Source organism: Microcoleus sp. F10-B2 (genome assembly GCF_036704965.1).
In the GTDB taxonomy this organism is placed as follows: Bacteria; Cyanobacteriota; Cyanobacteriia; order Cyanobacteriales; family Microcoleaceae; genus Microcoleus.
In genome coordinates this window covers 1-13,852 of record NZ_JAUBTB010000013.1, presented here as the reverse complement: position 1 = coordinate 13,852, position 13,852 = coordinate 1, and the positions used below count along the sequence as shown (strand labels likewise).

The 13,852-nt window shown below is 41.8% G+C and carries 25 protein-coding genes and 1 pseudogene; 2 read left to right on the top strand and 24 right to left on the bottom strand.

From position 1 onward, the window contains the following. Window positions 1-111 precede the first annotated feature (111 nt). Window positions 112-1,581 (top strand): IS66 family transposase, encoded by a 1,470-nt coding sequence (gene tnpC, locus QUA99_RS07210; RefSeq protein WP_333235116.1) that lies wholly within the window; start codon window positions 112-114, stop codon window positions 1,579-1,581. A 153-nt stretch (window positions 1,582-1,734) separates the two neighbouring features. Here the strand turns inward: tnpC and QUA99_RS33055 are convergent. The 15 genes and pseudogenes from QUA99_RS33055 to QUA99_RS07150 all read right to left on the bottom strand — a co-directional run. Continuing rightward, window positions 1,735-1,848: pseudogene (locus QUA99_RS33055) on the bottom strand (HNH endonuclease); the annotation flags it as partial. Window positions 1,849-2,412: 564 nt separating this feature from the next. Continuing rightward, window positions 2,413-2,652, bottom strand: a complete 240-nt coding sequence (locus QUA99_RS07205; protein WP_333235115.1) for a hypothetical protein — start codon at window positions 2,650-2,652, stop codon at window positions 2,413-2,415. 44 nt (window positions 2,653-2,696) lie between these two features. Further along, window positions 2,697-2,903, bottom strand: coding sequence for a hypothetical protein (locus QUA99_RS07200; RefSeq protein ID WP_333235114.1), 207 nt, complete (start codon window positions 2,901-2,903; stop codon window positions 2,697-2,699). An 87-nt stretch (window positions 2,904-2,990) separates the two neighbouring features. After that, entirely contained in the window at window positions 2,991-3,191 is a 201-nt protein-coding gene (locus tag QUA99_RS07195; protein ID WP_333235113.1) for a hypothetical protein, read from the bottom strand. A gap of 100 nt (window positions 3,192-3,291) precedes the next feature. Beyond that, window positions 3,292-3,525 carry an HNH endonuclease signature motif containing protein gene (locus QUA99_RS33050; RefSeq protein WP_445250987.1) on the bottom strand — a complete coding sequence of 78 codons (234 nt, stop codon included), beginning with the start codon at window positions 3,523-3,525 and terminating at the stop codon, window positions 3,292-3,294. Further along, entirely contained in the window at window positions 3,522-3,821 is a 300-nt protein-coding gene (locus QUA99_RS07190; protein WP_333343161.1) for a helix-turn-helix transcriptional regulator, read from the bottom strand. Before QUA99_RS07190 ends, QUA99_RS33050 begins: the two co-directional genes overlap by 4 nt. A 341-nt stretch (window positions 3,822-4,162) precedes the next feature. After that, a complete protein-coding gene (locus tag QUA99_RS07185; protein WP_333235111.1) occupies window positions 4,163-4,531 on the bottom strand; it encodes a DUF7694 domain-containing protein in 369 nt (122 codons plus the stop codon). Window positions 4,532-4,568: 37 nt separating this feature from the next. Beyond that, a complete protein-coding gene (locus QUA99_RS07180) occupies window positions 4,569-4,817 on the bottom strand; it encodes a hypothetical protein (protein ID WP_333235110.1) in 249 nt (82 codons plus the stop codon). 44 nt (window positions 4,818-4,861) lie between these two features. Next, on the bottom strand, window positions 4,862-5,104 hold the full coding sequence (locus tag QUA99_RS07175) for a hypothetical protein (protein WP_333235109.1): 243 nt from the start codon (window positions 5,102-5,104) through the stop codon (window positions 4,862-4,864). A 32-nt stretch (window positions 5,105-5,136) separates the two neighbouring features. Next, window positions 5,137-5,526, bottom strand: a complete 390-nt coding sequence (locus QUA99_RS07170) for a hypothetical protein (protein ID WP_333235108.1) — start codon at window positions 5,524-5,526, stop codon at window positions 5,137-5,139. A gap of 16 nt (window positions 5,527-5,542) precedes the next feature. Further along, the gene (locus QUA99_RS07165) at window positions 5,543-5,767 is read right to left on the bottom strand and encodes a hypothetical protein (RefSeq protein ID WP_333235107.1); all 225 of its coding nucleotides are present in this window, start codon (window positions 5,765-5,767) and stop codon (window positions 5,543-5,545) included. Between the two features lie 272 nt (window positions 5,768-6,039). Next, window positions 6,040-6,657: a polynucleotide kinase gene (locus QUA99_RS07160; RefSeq protein WP_333235106.1), complete on the bottom strand. Its 618-nt coding sequence runs from the start codon at window positions 6,655-6,657 to the stop codon at window positions 6,040-6,042. 139 nt (window positions 6,658-6,796) lie between these two features. Next, the gene (locus QUA99_RS33045; protein ID WP_333343159.1) at window positions 6,797-6,988 is read right to left on the bottom strand and encodes an HNH endonuclease; all 192 of its coding nucleotides are present in this window, start codon (window positions 6,986-6,988) and stop codon (window positions 6,797-6,799) included. Continuing rightward, complete coding sequence (locus QUA99_RS07155) at window positions 6,978-7,313, bottom strand: hypothetical protein (RefSeq protein ID WP_333235104.1); 336 nt, start codon at window positions 7,311-7,313, stop codon at window positions 6,978-6,980. Before QUA99_RS07155 ends, QUA99_RS33045 begins: the two co-directional genes overlap by 11 nt. A 35-nt stretch (window positions 7,314-7,348) precedes the next feature. Continuing rightward, the gene (locus tag QUA99_RS07150) at window positions 7,349-7,672 is read right to left on the bottom strand and encodes a hypothetical protein (RefSeq protein ID WP_333235103.1); all 324 of its coding nucleotides are present in this window, start codon (window positions 7,670-7,672) and stop codon (window positions 7,349-7,351) included. Window positions 7,673-7,871: 199 nt separating this feature from the next. Between QUA99_RS07150 and QUA99_RS07145 the strand changes: the two genes are divergently transcribed. Continuing rightward, window positions 7,872-8,609, top strand: a complete 738-nt coding sequence (locus QUA99_RS07145) for a hypothetical protein (RefSeq protein WP_333235102.1) — start codon at window positions 7,872-7,874, stop codon at window positions 8,607-8,609. Between the two features lie 233 nt (window positions 8,610-8,842). On the opposite strand, the gene QUA99_RS07140 is transcribed toward QUA99_RS07145, so the two are convergent. From QUA99_RS07140 to QUA99_RS07100, 9 genes are all read right to left on the bottom strand, one after another. Then, complete coding sequence (locus tag QUA99_RS07140) at window positions 8,843-9,409, bottom strand: hypothetical protein (RefSeq protein ID WP_333235101.1); 567 nt, start codon at window positions 9,407-9,409, stop codon at window positions 8,843-8,845. A gap of 26 nt (window positions 9,410-9,435) precedes the next feature. Next, entirely contained in the window at window positions 9,436-9,918 is a 483-nt protein-coding gene (locus QUA99_RS07135) for a DUF1822 family protein (RefSeq protein ID WP_333235100.1), read from the bottom strand. 39 nt (window positions 9,919-9,957) lie between these two features. Continuing rightward, on the bottom strand, window positions 9,958-10,707 hold the full coding sequence (locus QUA99_RS07130) for a hypothetical protein (protein ID WP_333235099.1): 750 nt from the start codon (window positions 10,705-10,707) through the stop codon (window positions 9,958-9,960). Between the two features lie 126 nt (window positions 10,708-10,833). After that, window positions 10,834-11,181 carry a hypothetical protein gene (locus tag QUA99_RS07125; RefSeq protein ID WP_333235098.1) on the bottom strand — a complete coding sequence of 116 codons (348 nt, stop codon included), beginning with the start codon at window positions 11,179-11,181 and terminating at the stop codon, window positions 10,834-10,836. A 95-nt stretch (window positions 11,182-11,276) separates the two neighbouring features. Then, window positions 11,277-11,936, bottom strand: coding sequence for an MT-A70 family methyltransferase (locus QUA99_RS07120; protein WP_333235097.1), 660 nt, complete (start codon window positions 11,934-11,936; stop codon window positions 11,277-11,279). Next, window positions 11,923-12,264, bottom strand: coding sequence for a hypothetical protein (locus QUA99_RS07115; protein WP_333235096.1), 342 nt, complete (start codon window positions 12,262-12,264; stop codon window positions 11,923-11,925). The genes QUA99_RS07120 and QUA99_RS07115 overlap by 14 nt, the downstream gene beginning before the upstream one ends. Before the next feature lie 86 nt (window positions 12,265-12,350). After that, complete coding sequence (locus tag QUA99_RS07110; RefSeq protein WP_333235095.1) at window positions 12,351-12,683, bottom strand: hypothetical protein; 333 nt, start codon at window positions 12,681-12,683, stop codon at window positions 12,351-12,353. Then, a complete protein-coding gene (locus tag QUA99_RS07105) occupies window positions 12,680-12,931 on the bottom strand; it encodes a hypothetical protein (protein ID WP_333235094.1) in 252 nt (83 codons plus the stop codon). The genes QUA99_RS07110 and QUA99_RS07105 overlap by 4 nt, the downstream gene beginning before the upstream one ends. A 140-nt stretch (window positions 12,932-13,071) precedes the next feature. Further along, the gene (locus QUA99_RS07100; RefSeq protein ID WP_333235093.1) at window positions 13,072-13,488 is read right to left on the bottom strand and encodes a DUF1257 domain-containing protein; all 417 of its coding nucleotides are present in this window, start codon (window positions 13,486-13,488) and stop codon (window positions 13,072-13,074) included. Window positions 13,489-13,852: the final 364 nt, after the last annotated feature.

Sequence of the window (13,852 nt, the reverse complement as noted above, 5' to 3'; positions counted from 1 at the left end):
GTTCATCCAGTTGCTTTTTAGTTTTCAGGTGCGGTGGCGGTTCGTTGGGTTGTAAGGATTCAGGTCAGAGGGTATTGACAAGTGTGACATTCTAGGCGGAATATTACAATTATGGAAAAAAACCTGCCTCTTGAACTAGACCGTGAAATCCTGATACAGTTGGCTCCGGAACAACTGGTGGAAATCATTGTCTTTCAGGCGAGCGCCACAATTAAACTAAACTCCCGAATTTTAGAGCTAGAACAAGAAATAGGAAAACTCAAGGCGAGTAGAGATTTAGACAGTAAAACATCATCAAAACCACCATCTGGGGACATCCTCAAAAAATCAGAAAAAAAACCTGAGAGCTCCGATGATGAAAGCCAAGCTCCAAAACGGAAACCGGGAGGACAACCAGGGCATCCGGGAAAAACTCGTAAAGGGTTTGGTAGAGTAGAGCGCTGGGAAATTTTACGTCCAGAGTGTTGTGGTTGTTGTGGTACGGGATTTTTCAAAGAGCCAATAAAAATTGAAACACAGCAAGTAGCACAGTTAGTAGAGCGGCCCATAGAAATAGTTGAGTATCAGCGCCATACTTGTGTGTGTGAGCATTGTGGAAATGTACAAGCATCCGATTGGTCACCCGATCTAGTTCCCGGACAAGATATAGGAGTAAGGCTACAAGCTTTTTTAGGATGGATAAATAATTACGGGCATCTATCCTATGAAAAACAACAAGAGCTTTTGTGGGAACTCGGTCAGATAGAAATCGGGGTGGGAACCTTAGTAACCACTAATGAAAGAATAGATGTCGCAGTTAACAAAAGCGTGAGCTCTCTCAAAAATTGGATACAGCAAACACAGCCAAATATTCACTGCGATGAGACACCTTGGGTTGTCAAGGGTGTGAAAGAATGGTTGTGGATTTTTGCTCAGACAAACTTCGCTTTATTCCATGCTGCCGATACAAGAGCTCGTGCCGAACTAGAAAACATTCTCGGTTTGAACTACAGTGGTGTACTTAGCTCGGACGATTATTCAGTTTATAACGGTTATGATGTGAAAGCTCAACAGAAATGTTTAGCCCATCTACGCCGTCACTTTAAAAAACTCATCCAGCTTCCTGGTTTGAACAATCAAAAAATTGGGGAAAAGTTTGTTAAGCTGATTGACGAAGCATTTAAAAATTACAGCTTATTCCAACAGAACCAAAATATAAGTGAGTTGTTCGCTTGGGCGGACGAGTTTAAACTAAAAGTTAAGTTCTCTCTTGATAAGTGGATGGCACTGGCAGGGGGAGAAGCCAGTAAGCTTTTGCGCTCGCTACGAAATAAAACAGATCAATGGTGGTATTTTTTAGACCATCCAGAGGTACCTCCAGACAATAACTTAGCAGAGCGAACACTCCGGCTCGCAGTAACAAAAAGAAAGGTTAGTGGCGGTTCCCGTTCAATGGAACGGTTTAAACATACTGCCAATTTATTAACGGTTGTACAAACTTGTCGTCGTCAAGGACGTTCCGTAATTGATTTTTTTGAGCAAGCTATAAAAGCGATGGTTAATCCCGATCTGCAAGAACCATCTTTAATTCCTCAAATTTAGACCTGAATCCTTACGTTGGGTTCGCCCCACCAACTGTACTTTGTTAGTTCCACCATTGCAGTTTCCCTATCTCTGCCATTCTATTATTGCATCATTGAGGAGAATAAAAGCAACTATGAATACCATATTTGTTGGTAACTAAGCGCCTGACTTTTACTCAAATTTCTGATGCAGTGACCGGATGTGATATTGCCGCTGCACTGATGCGCTTGAACAAACCACCAAGTTTTCTGGTGAGTTATTAGATTTATCTTCGTCAAGGTGGTGGACAACTTCACCAGGTCAGAGTGATCGACCGATGGTTTTTTGGCGATGATTCGGTGTAACTAAACAGTTTTGTAGCTCCTAAATTAGCTAGATGAATTATGAAGATTGCTTGAGATGGTCTAAAGTTTGTCTATGAGTTTGTTTGCGAACTTCCTCAGGTCTTCTTCTCCTTCCAAATAATGGTGAATGAATATTGGCGAAAAACTGCTGAAGATGTACTGGATTGTAAGGATTGTAATGGCGTTCCACCCGCGAGCTACGGTATCCAGAACAAAAACTGCATTTTTGTTCGACATTTGAAAGCTCTTATTGCTAGGGTAAAGGTCAACTGGTCAGTGTTATCTAGGCTGGTTAGGTCAGCCACACTGCCTAAACCCAATTCGGACATTTAATGACTGACAGCAGAACACAGAACTGTTGAACCCTTCTTTGGTGCTATAACCTGACCTACATAACCTAGTTTTCAAGGAACTGAGATGGATCAACTACAAACTTTTTCAAGCCACCACTAGAATCTAGGATTTAGTGGTGGGTTATTGACGCCAGTGGAGGACAGTGATTGGATTAAATGGATTGAGCTATTTGATAAGCGCTCAAATAAAGTTGGTCAGAACTTTGTGGGTTTTGACCTTCAAGAAAATCACTTACTGCTAAGGCAACTTTAATTCTTAGAACTTCATTTGGAGAAGGAAGCTTTTGGTAATAAAAATAGTAGTTAGCAGCAGTGTCGAAGAAAACTTTTAGATCACTTTCATATTTTAGAAAGTGAACTACCTGATTCAAATCCATCTGATTTAAATCCATTGCTTTGAGATAGTAACCAACACTACCTCAAAGCGAAGGATTACTTAGATAACATCTTGAAGATTTGGTTTAGATTCAATCTGAATCCCGCTTGGTAGAGGTTCTTCCTCCGAAATTCCAAGATCCGTTTCTAATTGTTGTATTTTTTTATTCTGATAATATTCAACAGTAGTTACGGCAGCACTAACAGCTAGGGTAGCAATAGTTAGACCTGTTAAAATGGATTGTCCTTTCAGTGTTTGTGCTTTCATGATATTTTTTGATTTTGTAATGAAGTGAACTATTTGTAATATCCATTGCTTGGGAATGAAATTTATCACTCCAAAGCGAAGTATTTATCATTCGGAAGCGGCACTGTCATTAGCACCTTCAACTTTTTCAATTTGTACCCCGATGGGATAGGCTTCCTCTTGATATACGCCAAGACTTTCTTCTACTTCCTGGGTTTCTTGGGTTAGCAGATAGTCAGCCCCAGCGACAGCAGCAGTAACACCCAAGGTTAACACTATACCTGTTGTGAGAATTTGTTTTCTATTCATGATTTAGCCTCATAGATTGTATAAGTTTAACTTGCCGATAACTCGGCAGACCCGCGCAACCGGACTGTGAGGGTTGCACGGATTACGGTTTGAACGGATATCAGAACCAGAGATCACCAACTCGAATCAAGGGTCGATCGGGTTCCATTCTCTGCCTCCCAGACCGAAGGTGATACTTGGCATGAACTGTGGCACTCGAACAAACTACCAGATTTTCTGGTGAGTTATTGGTTTTGTCATGGTCTAAGTGATGAACAACTTCGCCGGGTCTGAGCTTGCGTCCGATTGTCTGTTCAGCAACAACCCTGTGCAAATAAACAACTTGATAGGTCATGGTAGATAAACAGGGAAAATGGCTTGAGATGTATCTAAAGTTTGGAGCGGGGTTGAGTCATGAATTTTCTGAAACCAGGCTATGTCAGCTTCAAAAATTGCTGCCAGTGCCGGGATTAACCATAGCCACTGTTCTTGCGGAATATCAGCGCAATCGTTTTCTATTCGAGTGACCTCAGAGAAACTTCCATTTTTTTCTGTGCGAGCGGTCAATCTACGAGCCAGTTCTATTTGACTCATAGATTGATACAATCGGGCATTTTTGATTAATCTGCCAAAAGTAATTTCGCAGTTCATAAAGCTTGAATTAATTGCTAAGATTTAGTCATGGGTCGTTGACGTTGCTGACTCCTTATTATTCAATGCCCAGTTTACTGCTTCGTTGAAAGCTTCATCAGTCGGCTCACCTAAGAAACCGATCGAACATAGCCATTTTAGTTGTATGTCTCTGCCACCCCTACATATTTTCGTGTTATTCGTACTATGACAAATGTGTTGCCCGTTTCCCATCAGATTCTGGTAGTACATTACCAAGTCTGACGGAGAGAGAGGTAACGGTTTTTCTCCACTAAACGGACAAGTTTTGCACGGTTTCTCTTGGACTGGGTAGGTTCTCATGTCGTTGCGATCGAGTGTCATCAAATTGTTCCTAGTTTACGAAAGTCAGGAATTGGTCGTTGGTCGAGGCATTGATAAAGGTGGAGACAGAACTCATGAACATTTACCCATTCCGATCGAGCAGGCAAAATCTGAATTGCCAAAGCGTCTGCACCCAAGAAAATCTCCTTGACTTTGACCAAATCTATCCAAGTTGGAACTGATTTTTTCCGAGACAGTGAGAGATGAACCCACGAATTGCCGTCTTTTTCGATCGAACAAGAAATTATTACAATCAAACCGTCACGACTTTTATAAGCTCCGCCATCATCACCGATCGCCTGAACTGACCAATTACACGGCAACTCTTCAGCAGTGGGTGGATTCCATTTAACAGTTGTAGATTTCATGAGACTGCCGGGAGCGACCCGGCTATGCGCTGATTAATTAGTTAGAAATTCCGCTCGGGGGTAGTTGTGAACTAACGACAGCACTGACTAAATCGCATTCAGATTCAGTAATTGCCTGATAAACTTCACTCAGTGCCTGAATAGCATCCGCCAAACCTAATTCATTTTGTGTGACAAAATTCTCGCTCTGTTCGAGCGCCTGATACTCTGGCTGCTTCTGCAAAAGTCGCAGATTTTCTTCAGTGCCAGCAAGGATTGATTTGATTTGTTCGACTGTAATTGTCATGACTGATTCTCCTTAAAGTTAAAATCTCAGAGCGAAGCATTAACTTAATCACGGTACAATTCAATCTCAACAATGGAAATATGAGGATTTTCAGAAGCACGATTCTCCTCAGCTAAGCGTAATTGAGCATCCGATCGAGTATTAAAGAAATAAGCTGCTTCAAAATCTTCAGTCCATTGCCCTTTATTTTCGAGGAGCCAGTAAACGCAGCCATATTCAGTAGCATGACCAACCCAGTAACTCGCCTTAAGAATCGCAAACTTGATTTCAGAATTAGGCTTAGGCATAATTTAAGACCGGGAGCGACCCGGCAATCGCGCTATTCACTACACAATTGATAGGCAAATACTAAGCACAGGATGAAATTACTTTCCAATCCGTAGCCTTCCCAACGACTATTTCTTACTCCAACAATGTGACGGCATCGCTTAAGCCATTCAACACCGCCTCGCTGCGTAATTGCTTCAGATAACCGAGGATGCTGCTGTAATTTGCACACGATGATTTCCGTCATGATTTCGATCGATTCCTGCATATCACGACTTTTGTACTCTTGATAGGCAGATTCAGCATCGCGGAAATTGACGCCCCTGAATGTTACCGGGTAATGATTTTTGATTTTGTTCTTTCGGAAAGCTAGCTCAGTCGGATTTGTTAATGCAACACCAATTCCAATATCAGAGCCAGACCAAATATTAATGCCTTCCATCTACTTATTGCTCCTATTAAATAGACTGAGCGATTTGATAAGCTTGCTGATAAAGTGGATCATTACTCTTTGGCTGCTGACCTTCTTTTTGATCGCTGACCGCTAAAACTACTTTGATTTTCTGAACTTCAGCCTCTGAAGGTAGTTGATTAGAGTGATAGTAATAGTTGGCAGAAGTCTGGAAAAAGTTAGGGAGATCGGCTTCATATTTCAGAAACAGAACTAATTCTTCTAAGTTCATAGCATTGAGAAAAGCAACACTACCTCAAAGCGAAGCATTACTCTGACTTGTGACGGTTGCATTCAAATTCTTCGATTTGAATGCCGATCTGATAAGCTTCCTGATATTCACCAAAATATTTCTCAATTTCTTGGGTTTCTTTCTGTGTCTCTATCTATAGCAAATAGATAGTAGCAGTAGCAGTCAAAGTGATGGCAGTTAGACCTGTGAGTAAAAGTTTTTGCATTCTCAGGGAAATAAAGCCGGGAGCGATCCGGCAAAACGCTCTTGAATTAGTGTTGAATCAGTCGATCAAACTTTTTAACTATTTCGTTGGGGGTTTCTTGGCAATCAGCCCCGCCAAACCGTTTGAGCATGAGATTTGCCCAAATAAAATTGACAATCCCTGATGCTGCACAGACTTCATCTTCGTTGCGATCGCCACTCATCCATGAATCCCCCCACTCAACCGGGTCAGCATCAGAATGAATGCCAGCAACAGCCTGTAACAGCATTCCGTGTCCTGGTTTCCGACATGAGATTGAGCCACCGCTGTTACCGATGGGCGCCTGAAAAGAATTGATTTCACCAGAGCGAGAAACTTGAAAACAGTTTTCACCCCAGCTTGGACAAAAATAAATCTCCGACAACTTGGGAAAAAGCTCTAGGGTAATCTTCTGTTCCTCGATCGCATCCTCTAAACTTTTCCGTGGTTTGTTGGTAGCAGGGTCAATTGCAGCACATCCACCTTGATTGGTGATGCCAATGAGAATGAATCCGATCGAACTCAAATATTCGGCTGCTGCTAAAGCTCCGGGAATGGCTTGTTGATCGTCTGGTCGGTTGATGAATGTTTCTCCGCTTTTCGTTTGGCGGAGTGTACCGTCTAGGTCAAGGAAAAATATTTTCATAGGTGAAAGGTCAAAGTAGATTGAACTTGAATTTTGCCGAAAATCGGCAGACTTACACATTCCGACGCTGAAACGATGTGTAAGTATTTCTAACTTTTATAACCACAAATCCTCAACTTGAATCAGAGTTCGCTCGACTTCAAGTTTTTGTCACCGAGAGCGGACATTCAGGGCGTCTGTGAACAGAAGCACTAGAACAAATTACCAGGTTTTCTGGCGAGTTGTTAGATTTGTTCTCGTCCAGGTGATGAACAACTTCACCGGGTCTGAGCTTACGATTGATGCTGTGTTCGGCCACCACCCGATGCAGATACACTCTTTTATAGGTCATAGGTTTTGCGATTGAAGTAAATGGGAAATACTGCTACGGCGTTTTCTAAGTCCAGAGGCTCAACTTCGGTTTGTTGACGGATTGCTTCAAGCCAAACAACATCAAGAGCAAATATTGCAGCAATTCTGGGTATCAGCCAGTCATACTCATTCGATCGCACATTAACTCGGTTGTTTTCGATTTTTGCTAGCAGGCAGCGGTCGATCGTCTGAAAACTGTCTGACGGTAAAATTAGCAATTTACACAAGTCTTTCTGGCTAAAACCATGCTGTTGTCGAGCATTTTTAATGGTTTTGCCTAACGTTATCTTGCTTTGGTCGTACATGATAAGAGTTCTGGGAGCGACCCAGATATGCGCTTTTAAAATGTTAGATGCCCAAATTGTTCATTTGCTAATTTGAGGATTTTCTCAATTAGTTGCTCTCTTTGTGCCTCAAATTCTGCATGAGGCAGTTTGGTTAGCCGATGTACTTCGGAACGTGACCATCGGCTCTCAGAGTCATATCCTTGATCGCCACTCATCACTACAATCTCAATTGACGTAGTTTGTGGCCATCGGGTAATTTGCAGATGATATTCATTCCAATCATCGTAGCTATTAAGCAGGCAACTTTCTTTCGTATATTTTATCAGTTTGCCATCTTTGCTTTCCCAAGTGCCATGTTTAATCTCAAAATCTGCCATTATTTTAATCCTCTATCTCAAACCCTCACAAGCGAAGCATTAGAAACATTGCGAGAAACATTACTAAAAACATTGGGAGAAACATTACTGGAAACATTCTTAAAAACATAGTAAAGAAGGCTTTACACAACTAAAATAGTTGCTCCCTAAACAAAGAAAACGTTAAACTAGAAAAAATTGATTCTTGAGTAGAGGGAATATGGGAGAAGCTAAACGTAGAAGAGAGGCGGGATTAGGATTCGATCCAAATCAAAAGCTAATAACTGGTTGCTATATCGCTCCTGCGGTTATAAGCGATAGACACACAGTTTACTTAGGAATCAGAAGAAGGAAGGCTGATTTAGTGTGCAGCCAACCGTTGTCTATCCATACAAACATAACAGATGCTTGGAAAGTTCTGACAGGCTGTAAAGAAATCTTGAAGGCTTGCTCTTTTTCTATGAACCAATCAGATGAAGAGGTTTTTAAGTTATTCAAGGAAATGCTACTGTCTACCTATGGAAACCAGAGTGAGGAAGGCGATCGATATCAAGTATCGGGCAACATAGATGCTTTCAATGCCTGGATGAACCAAGGCAACTACCGTGACAAAAATAATCCACCGCCGGGGGTGAAAATTACCCATTTAACATCGGTTGTCAGGAAACGTTACAGAGTTTTCAGCAGTCCCATTAAAAAGGAATCACCTAAATTCTATGGAAATCCTGAAGATAATTCGATTTTTCATGTAGGTGAAAGTTTTGACCGCCCCATTGCCGGAACCAAAAATGAACTGTTTATCTGGCAAACTTATGTAATTGCAGGATTCTTCGCTGATTACCTGAATCTTCATGATAAAGATTCCCTGAGCGCTCAGGAAGCCCAAAGACTAACTCACGAAGTACAGGATTTGATGAATCAGGAGCGATCGCCAGGAGTTACCATAGGACGAAGATAGAAACTACCTTCATCAGTTGCGACTTTTTGGTATCTACAACGGCTTCAGTTTCGCCATAATCTCCTACGAAAGTCCGAGGGTCGTAGAAAACTCATGAAGCGACTTTGGCGCTCGGCAGCCGACAGATTGGCAATAACATCTTTGAGTTTCATGGGGTGCTCCAGTAGGTGTAGGCGATGGCGCTTTCGCGCCCCGCAAGCTACGCACCCTGCTCAGAATGCGATCGTAATTATCTACTCGCTGCGTTTGCAGACTTTGCCATCGCGGAAACCGAGTCCATGTCCGGGACATATCCTCTGGCATCCGTCTAGGAGACTTGGAAAAGTTTTGTAGCCCTGGTGCGGGCAAATGTCGTTGACCAGGGTGTAGTCTTTGTAAGCTTCCTCCAAAGCAAGGATGAATTTGTAGGAGTGATCCAAGAACGGCATCTCTCGAACGCACACCATCTTTTTTAGAAACGGTTCACCAATTACATCCTCATGGCGTTGGATATAAGATGGCCAATCAGCAGAAGTTTCGTATATCGAATCATTGAATACTTCTTTAACCACTTGGTCAGACCAGAAACGATAGTCATAGTGAAGATGTAGGTCAGGAAAACCAATAATTTTTGCATCCGAATGTGGCTCATAAGGCAGTATCGGTAAAGCTGTAAAGATTTGATAACTGCGACTTACAGAGGTGTACATTCTACTTGTGACACAAAGAACTGATGCCACTTGTCCGATCAAGACTTCCTCAAGTTGGGTTTTCATGTTATTCAAGAGTGCTGTCTGGAGTGGTAGGAAAGCAGCCAGCATTTAACTACCTTCCCATTGCTTTTATATTACACAGTTTCTAATTCAATGCCTTCCAAATAGTTCTCCAAATTATCAAATGGCTGAAGGTCGGCAACGGAAATTTCTACAGTATCGCCGTGGATGTCGGCAGCCGGGAAAAAGCCCAAAAGTTTGACTTTATCTAATGAGTCAGGGATTTGGACAAAGATATAGGCAATGCAATCGCCTCGAACTGATAGAGAAATAGCTGTTTCTTCTTCACAAATTCGACAGCATTGAATCTTTCCGATTCCAGGCAACATCAAGTCAGCAAGGTCTAAAACTGCTTCAATTGCCAGAGTCCAGTCATCATCCTTATCTAGAATAGTTTCAAACTCCATCCACCCTAAAAGATGATTCACTGCCCACACTGTCATTGTATTGTAGAAAACTTTTTGACCATTTTCTAAGTTTGCTTGTTCTGAGGCATAAGCTAAAGCTAAATTGTAGATTTGCGGGTCGATCGAGAATTCAATCAAATTATCTTTCATTTTGTGTGATTGAGAAATCACACTCTCAAAGCGAAGCATTTATTCAATCACTAAATCTTCAAATGAAGAAGAAATTAGTCTTGAAAAATCCTCTTCAAACCAAGGAAGTAAACTGTGATAAATGCCTTGACTTAACAATCTCGGTTCAATATTGTCAGGAAACTTATTTCTAGGTACTTCCTTCTGATAGGCTACGCCAATATCATAATACGTTTGGCAGTAGTAAACAAAATTCAAAATTATTACTCTTCTTAGCTTTTCGGCTGAAAGAATTTGTACTAAGTGGTTGATTGAATCACTCAAGGTTTTTCTGTTGCCTTTAGCCCATTCCCAATCTTGAACTTGAAGAAACCTAATATAGCTGTAGCCTCCGCCGAAATACCATTTCCTCTTCCCGTACAGCGTGTGTATGTAAGCAAGAAGTTTTTCACAAGCTAATCGCAAAGTATCTACTTTGCTGTCAGGATATAGCTGCCCATGCCCAACAAGATACCATCCCAAATCATCAGTCACTAAAGTAGCGTTTAACATTGAAGAAACACAAATTTTCCCAGCCTTTTTTACTGCTGGGTCGATCGATTTATCTTTCAAAAACTGAACCATCAAATCAAAACCAGGCTCACCATATTTGCAAGCTTCAGACATGGCACCAATTTTGGATGCCAGATGACTTGATGCTAAACGGCTCTTAACACCGAATAGACCTCCGAGTATCGCAGCACCGACGGGAACCGAGACTTGACCGCCGAGTACCGCGTCATATTCTGTAGGGTGTGTGGCATCTAGCATTGTTGTTTCCTGATTAAAAATCGTTACCGACCAAGCGAAGCATTGCTTGCTGTGATGTGGGGCGCTACTCCCACGTAATGCGCTGAAATTAGTGTTAGTTACTGACTATCGATCGATCCTTCAGTGCTAACGTGAATTTGCTTGATAAAGTTTGGTTTCTCGTTTCACCAACTCTACCTGCTGCTGAGTCAACAGACAGAAATCTTCAATTTGTGGATCGATCGCCACCACAAGAACTTGTCCCTGAAGGATGACACGCTTTGGAGTAAGCATAGTTGGCTGATGAGCCTTCCGCAAGAAGTCATCGTCACACAAAACAGCGAGTGACGGGTCAGAATAACAGCCATAGACCGCCTCGAAAAAAGCTTCTTCCCCTGGAATTCCTACAAGCTTTTGAATTTCTAGGATTTGGGGCAGTTCAGTTGCTGCTACTTCTTCGATTCCTGTTGAATTAATTAAAACGTAAAATCGCATTTTGGACAGCTCCTAAATGGTAAAAACGGTGGTAGAAGAAATCAACATTTTGCAGCGAAGCACTAATGGGAGATAACCCTCTCCCATTAGTTTTATTAGTCAGCTTCAGCCCCCCAGCAATCCCAGTTCGAGCGCTGTTGCCTCGCAAATAGCTCAATCCTCGACGGTTCTGAAAGTTTTCCTAATTCCTCACAATTCTCCAGTTTTTCTGCGAGTTGATTTGCGATCGTCCAAAACTCTTCCGGCTTCTGAGAATGTTTGCCTCTCCGCGCTCTGATGATATTCGGGATGTTGGTTAAGCCGTGGGTACTAAAACTCCCTGGTTCGCCTTTTGTAGCTACCAGGAAGTGTTCAGTGCAATTTCTCCCGTAGTGACCCATTCCGATGTGGGGTCTGCCATCCTTGGTAACTTTCTCCCATGTGAAAGTCGATCGATGCGTGAATCCCCATTTCTCTAAGCACCGAAAACCCAGATATTGATGGTTGTTCGTCACCCACAACAGCACATAAGCGTGTTCGTGGGCGATATCAAAAATCGGCATCTTCAGAATTTCTTCATCTTTCATGGATGGATAGCTGCACCTGCCCCGGTGAGTTTTATCGGCTTCTCTGAGAGAGAAAAGCCAGGGCGGATCGAGCACAATCAGTCGGTAATCCTTTTGCGGAATTGGAGGGAGATCGGGAAGAAACTGAAGTGCGATCGATAACTTTAGTTGCCCTACCCGATCGTCTGCTTTGTATTTAGTTGCTGTCACGGACTTTCCTCATTATTGATTCTTGGTTTATGATTTCCAAGCCTTTGATAATTAACTGAAATGCGCGTCTAATGGCTTCTTCCTTTCCTAACAGTGAATCAAAAGCCAAATCAGAAATCATTCGATAGCTTTCCTCTGGTGTAACCTGAGCTGCTTTTTCAAACAGTATCGACACTAAAGTTTTTTCTGGAATAATGCCAAGAATTGCTCCTTTCCAGATTTTGACTGCAAAATCTACATCAGAAAAGTTATTTTCTTCTGCTTCTCTGAATAGTTTTTGAATGTAAAATATAAGCTCTGAAAGGATTGGCTCATGATGGTTAGACATTGGTTTTGGTGATAAATTATGGTAGTTGATTCCTAGGCGTAAGCCGGGGCAAAGCCATCAGTCAATGGGCGGAAATAACCGCTTGTTTAGTTTCGCTCTGCGACAGTTTGTTGATAATAGATAATCAACCCATCAGCGATAAGCTTTAGGGCTGTTTGTATCAGAGAAATATCGCTGTCTTTTTTTCGACCTTCTTCGAGAAACCTTTCTAAAACCAGCATTTTTTCTTCACCTCTTAGGGGAGTCGAATGCTCAAACATTATTGATGCGATCGCCACATACGTCTTTTGATTCAGGATGGCACCCGTCATTATCTCAATTGCAAAATCTCGAAGTGAAATGTTTTCAGCTTTCTTGAATATTTCCAACATTTCTTGGCGGAACTTTTGATATTCTGCTTGGTCTTCAGGTTCTATCATTCTGTCTCCTTAGTTTCATCTGGCTCAGTCTCAACAACAATTTCCGGTGTAGAAATTGAAGCTAAAGAACAGCCATTTACTTCGTTGTAAATGTATTTTGTGCAGTAGACTTCGGGTAAATACGTTTCTTTCCGATTGAATTGAAAATACATTCCCCGCCAAGTCAATATCAGGGGCGGTTCTTCAATGACGATCGACTTATGAGGTGTTGGTTCGTCAATGATGTTCAGGACAACAATGTGTTTCATCTTTGAATTGTCGGATTTCTGCGTCTGTTTTTTGTTCAGTAGTTTGTTGAGTAGTTTGTTGGCATATTTCGGTTCGCTCAGAGTTTCAAGACTCAATAGCCCAAAGCGAAGCATTATTAGCTTCACTTTGGCTTTAACCATTAACACCACTTGCCAGCAACTATCACGATTTCGCCATTTTCTTCAGTCTGGGATTCAATGTTAAATCCTTGAATTCTCAGTGCTGCCAGAGTGTTTTCCCGGGCATACCAAGGCATTAGTTCTTGCATAAACTTCTTAGCAGCTTGTTTGGAACCATCACGAGTTAAAAACTCAAATTCCTTTGTGCTTTCTATCAATTTAAAACCAAAGTCGTAACCACCCTGATAGCTTTGTTTGCGCCGAATAACAAACTCCGCTAGTTTACTGTTGCCAAAAGGGTCATGAATATGGGTGTCGGTTTCCAGATAGGCTCCTGTGAGAATTCCATCAAGTCCTGATTCAAGCATCTCCTCAAGAACTTGTTGTAGGACAATCGGGTTCTTGATTTGAGTTCGGATGTGAGTTAAGTGTGACATATTCTAAATTTCCTAAAAGTTCTGAAAATGGGCGAGAAAAGTATTGGGCAGCAGCAAGAATTTCTGAACTGCATTTAGAGCATTCATAAGTTCTGCCCTTGGATAAGAGATTGACGCAGCCAGGAATTTTACATTTGAAATAAAGTTAGGAACGGTTGTTAATGACTAAACCGTTATAAATTAACTGTACCGCCCATTGACTTTTTGCGAGATTTTGGGCAAGTGTTTCTTTAGCCAGGAACCGGAGAAATGCCAGGTTTTCATCTTCAATCAAACCTGTGGCGAGATTAACCCTGTTGTGTCACTTTCGCGGTAGTATAATGAGGCACAAAGCCTAGAACGTAAATACAGAGCATGGTAGAGC

Excerpts from the sequence above, each read along its gene's own strand:
- QUA99_RS07155 (WP_333235104.1), bottom strand. The coding sequence starts at position 7,313 with ATGTACGACCAAAGCAAGATAACGTTAGGCAAAACCATTAAAAATGCT.
- QUA99_RS07200 (WP_333235114.1), bottom strand. The coding sequence starts at position 2,903 with ATGAAAGCACAAACACTGAAAGGACAATCCATTTTAACAGGTCTAACT.
- QUA99_RS07165 (WP_333235107.1), bottom strand. The coding sequence starts at position 5,767 with ATGAACTTAGAAGAATTAGTTCTGTTTCTGAAATATGAAGCCGATCTC.
- QUA99_RS07160 (WP_333235106.1), bottom strand. The coding sequence starts at position 6,657 with ATGAAAATATTTTTCCTTGACCTAGACGGTACACTCCGCCAAACGAAA.
- QUA99_RS07170 (WP_333235108.1), bottom strand. The coding sequence starts at position 5,526 with ATGGAAGGCATTAATATTTGGTCTGGCTCTGATATTGGAATTGGTGTT.
- tnpC (WP_333235116.1), top strand. The coding sequence starts at position 112 with ATGGAAAAAAACCTGCCTCTTGAACTAGACCGTGAAATCCTGATACAG.
- QUA99_RS07150 (WP_333235103.1), bottom strand. The coding sequence starts at position 7,672 with ATGGCAGATTTTGAGATTAAACATGGCACTTGGGAAAGCAAAGATGGC.
- QUA99_RS07145 (WP_333235102.1), top strand. The coding sequence starts at position 7,872 with ATGGGAGAAGCTAAACGTAGAAGAGAGGCGGGATTAGGATTCGATCCA.
- QUA99_RS07135 (WP_333235100.1), bottom strand. The coding sequence starts at position 9,918 with ATGAAAGATAATTTGATTGAATTCTCGATCGACCCGCAAATCTACAAT.
- QUA99_RS07205 (WP_333235115.1), bottom strand. The coding sequence starts at position 2,652 with ATGGATTTAAATCAGATGGATTTGAATCAGGTAGTTCACTTTCTAAAA.
- QUA99_RS07130 (WP_333235099.1), bottom strand. The coding sequence starts at position 10,707 with ATGCTAGATGCCACACACCCTACAGAATATGACGCGGTACTCGGCGGT.
- QUA99_RS07140 (WP_333235101.1), bottom strand. The coding sequence starts at position 9,409 with ATGCTGGCTGCTTTCCTACCACTCCAGACAGCACTCTTGAATAACATG.
- QUA99_RS07110 (WP_333235095.1), bottom strand. The coding sequence starts at position 12,683 with ATGATAGAACCTGAAGACCAAGCAGAATATCAAAAGTTCCGCCAAGAA.
- QUA99_RS07180 (WP_333235110.1), bottom strand. The coding sequence starts at position 4,817 with ATGACAATTACAGTCGAACAAATCAAATCAATCCTTGCTGGCACTGAA.
- QUA99_RS07175 (WP_333235109.1), bottom strand. The coding sequence starts at position 5,104 with ATGCCTAAGCCTAATTCTGAAATCAAGTTTGCGATTCTTAAGGCGAGT.
- QUA99_RS33050 (WP_445250987.1), bottom strand. The coding sequence starts at position 3,525 with ATGACCTATCAAGTTGTTTATTTGCACAGGGTTGTTGCTGAACAGACA.
- QUA99_RS07125 (WP_333235098.1), bottom strand. The coding sequence starts at position 11,181 with ATGCGATTTTACGTTTTAATTAATTCAACAGGAATCGAAGAAGTAGCA.
- QUA99_RS07195 (WP_333235113.1), bottom strand. The coding sequence starts at position 3,191 with ATGAATAGAAAACAAATTCTCACAACAGGTATAGTGTTAACCTTGGGT.
- QUA99_RS07185 (WP_333235111.1), bottom strand. The coding sequence starts at position 4,531 with ATGAAATCTACAACTGTTAAATGGAATCCACCCACTGCTGAAGAGTTG.
- QUA99_RS07100 (WP_333235093.1), bottom strand. The coding sequence starts at position 13,488 with ATGTCACACTTAACTCACATCCGAACTCAAATCAAGAACCCGATTGTC.
- QUA99_RS07105 (WP_333235094.1), bottom strand. The coding sequence starts at position 12,931 with ATGAAACACATTGTTGTCCTGAACATCATTGACGAACCAACACCTCAT.
- QUA99_RS33045 (WP_333343159.1), bottom strand. The coding sequence starts at position 6,988 with ATGACCTATAAAAGAGTGTATCTGCATCGGGTGGTGGCCGAACACAGC.
- QUA99_RS07190 (WP_333343161.1), bottom strand. The coding sequence starts at position 3,821 with ATGAACTGCGAAATTACTTTTGGCAGATTAATCAAAAATGCCCGATTG.
- QUA99_RS07115 (WP_333235096.1), bottom strand. The coding sequence starts at position 12,264 with ATGTCTAACCATCATGAGCCAATCCTTTCAGAGCTTATATTTTACATT.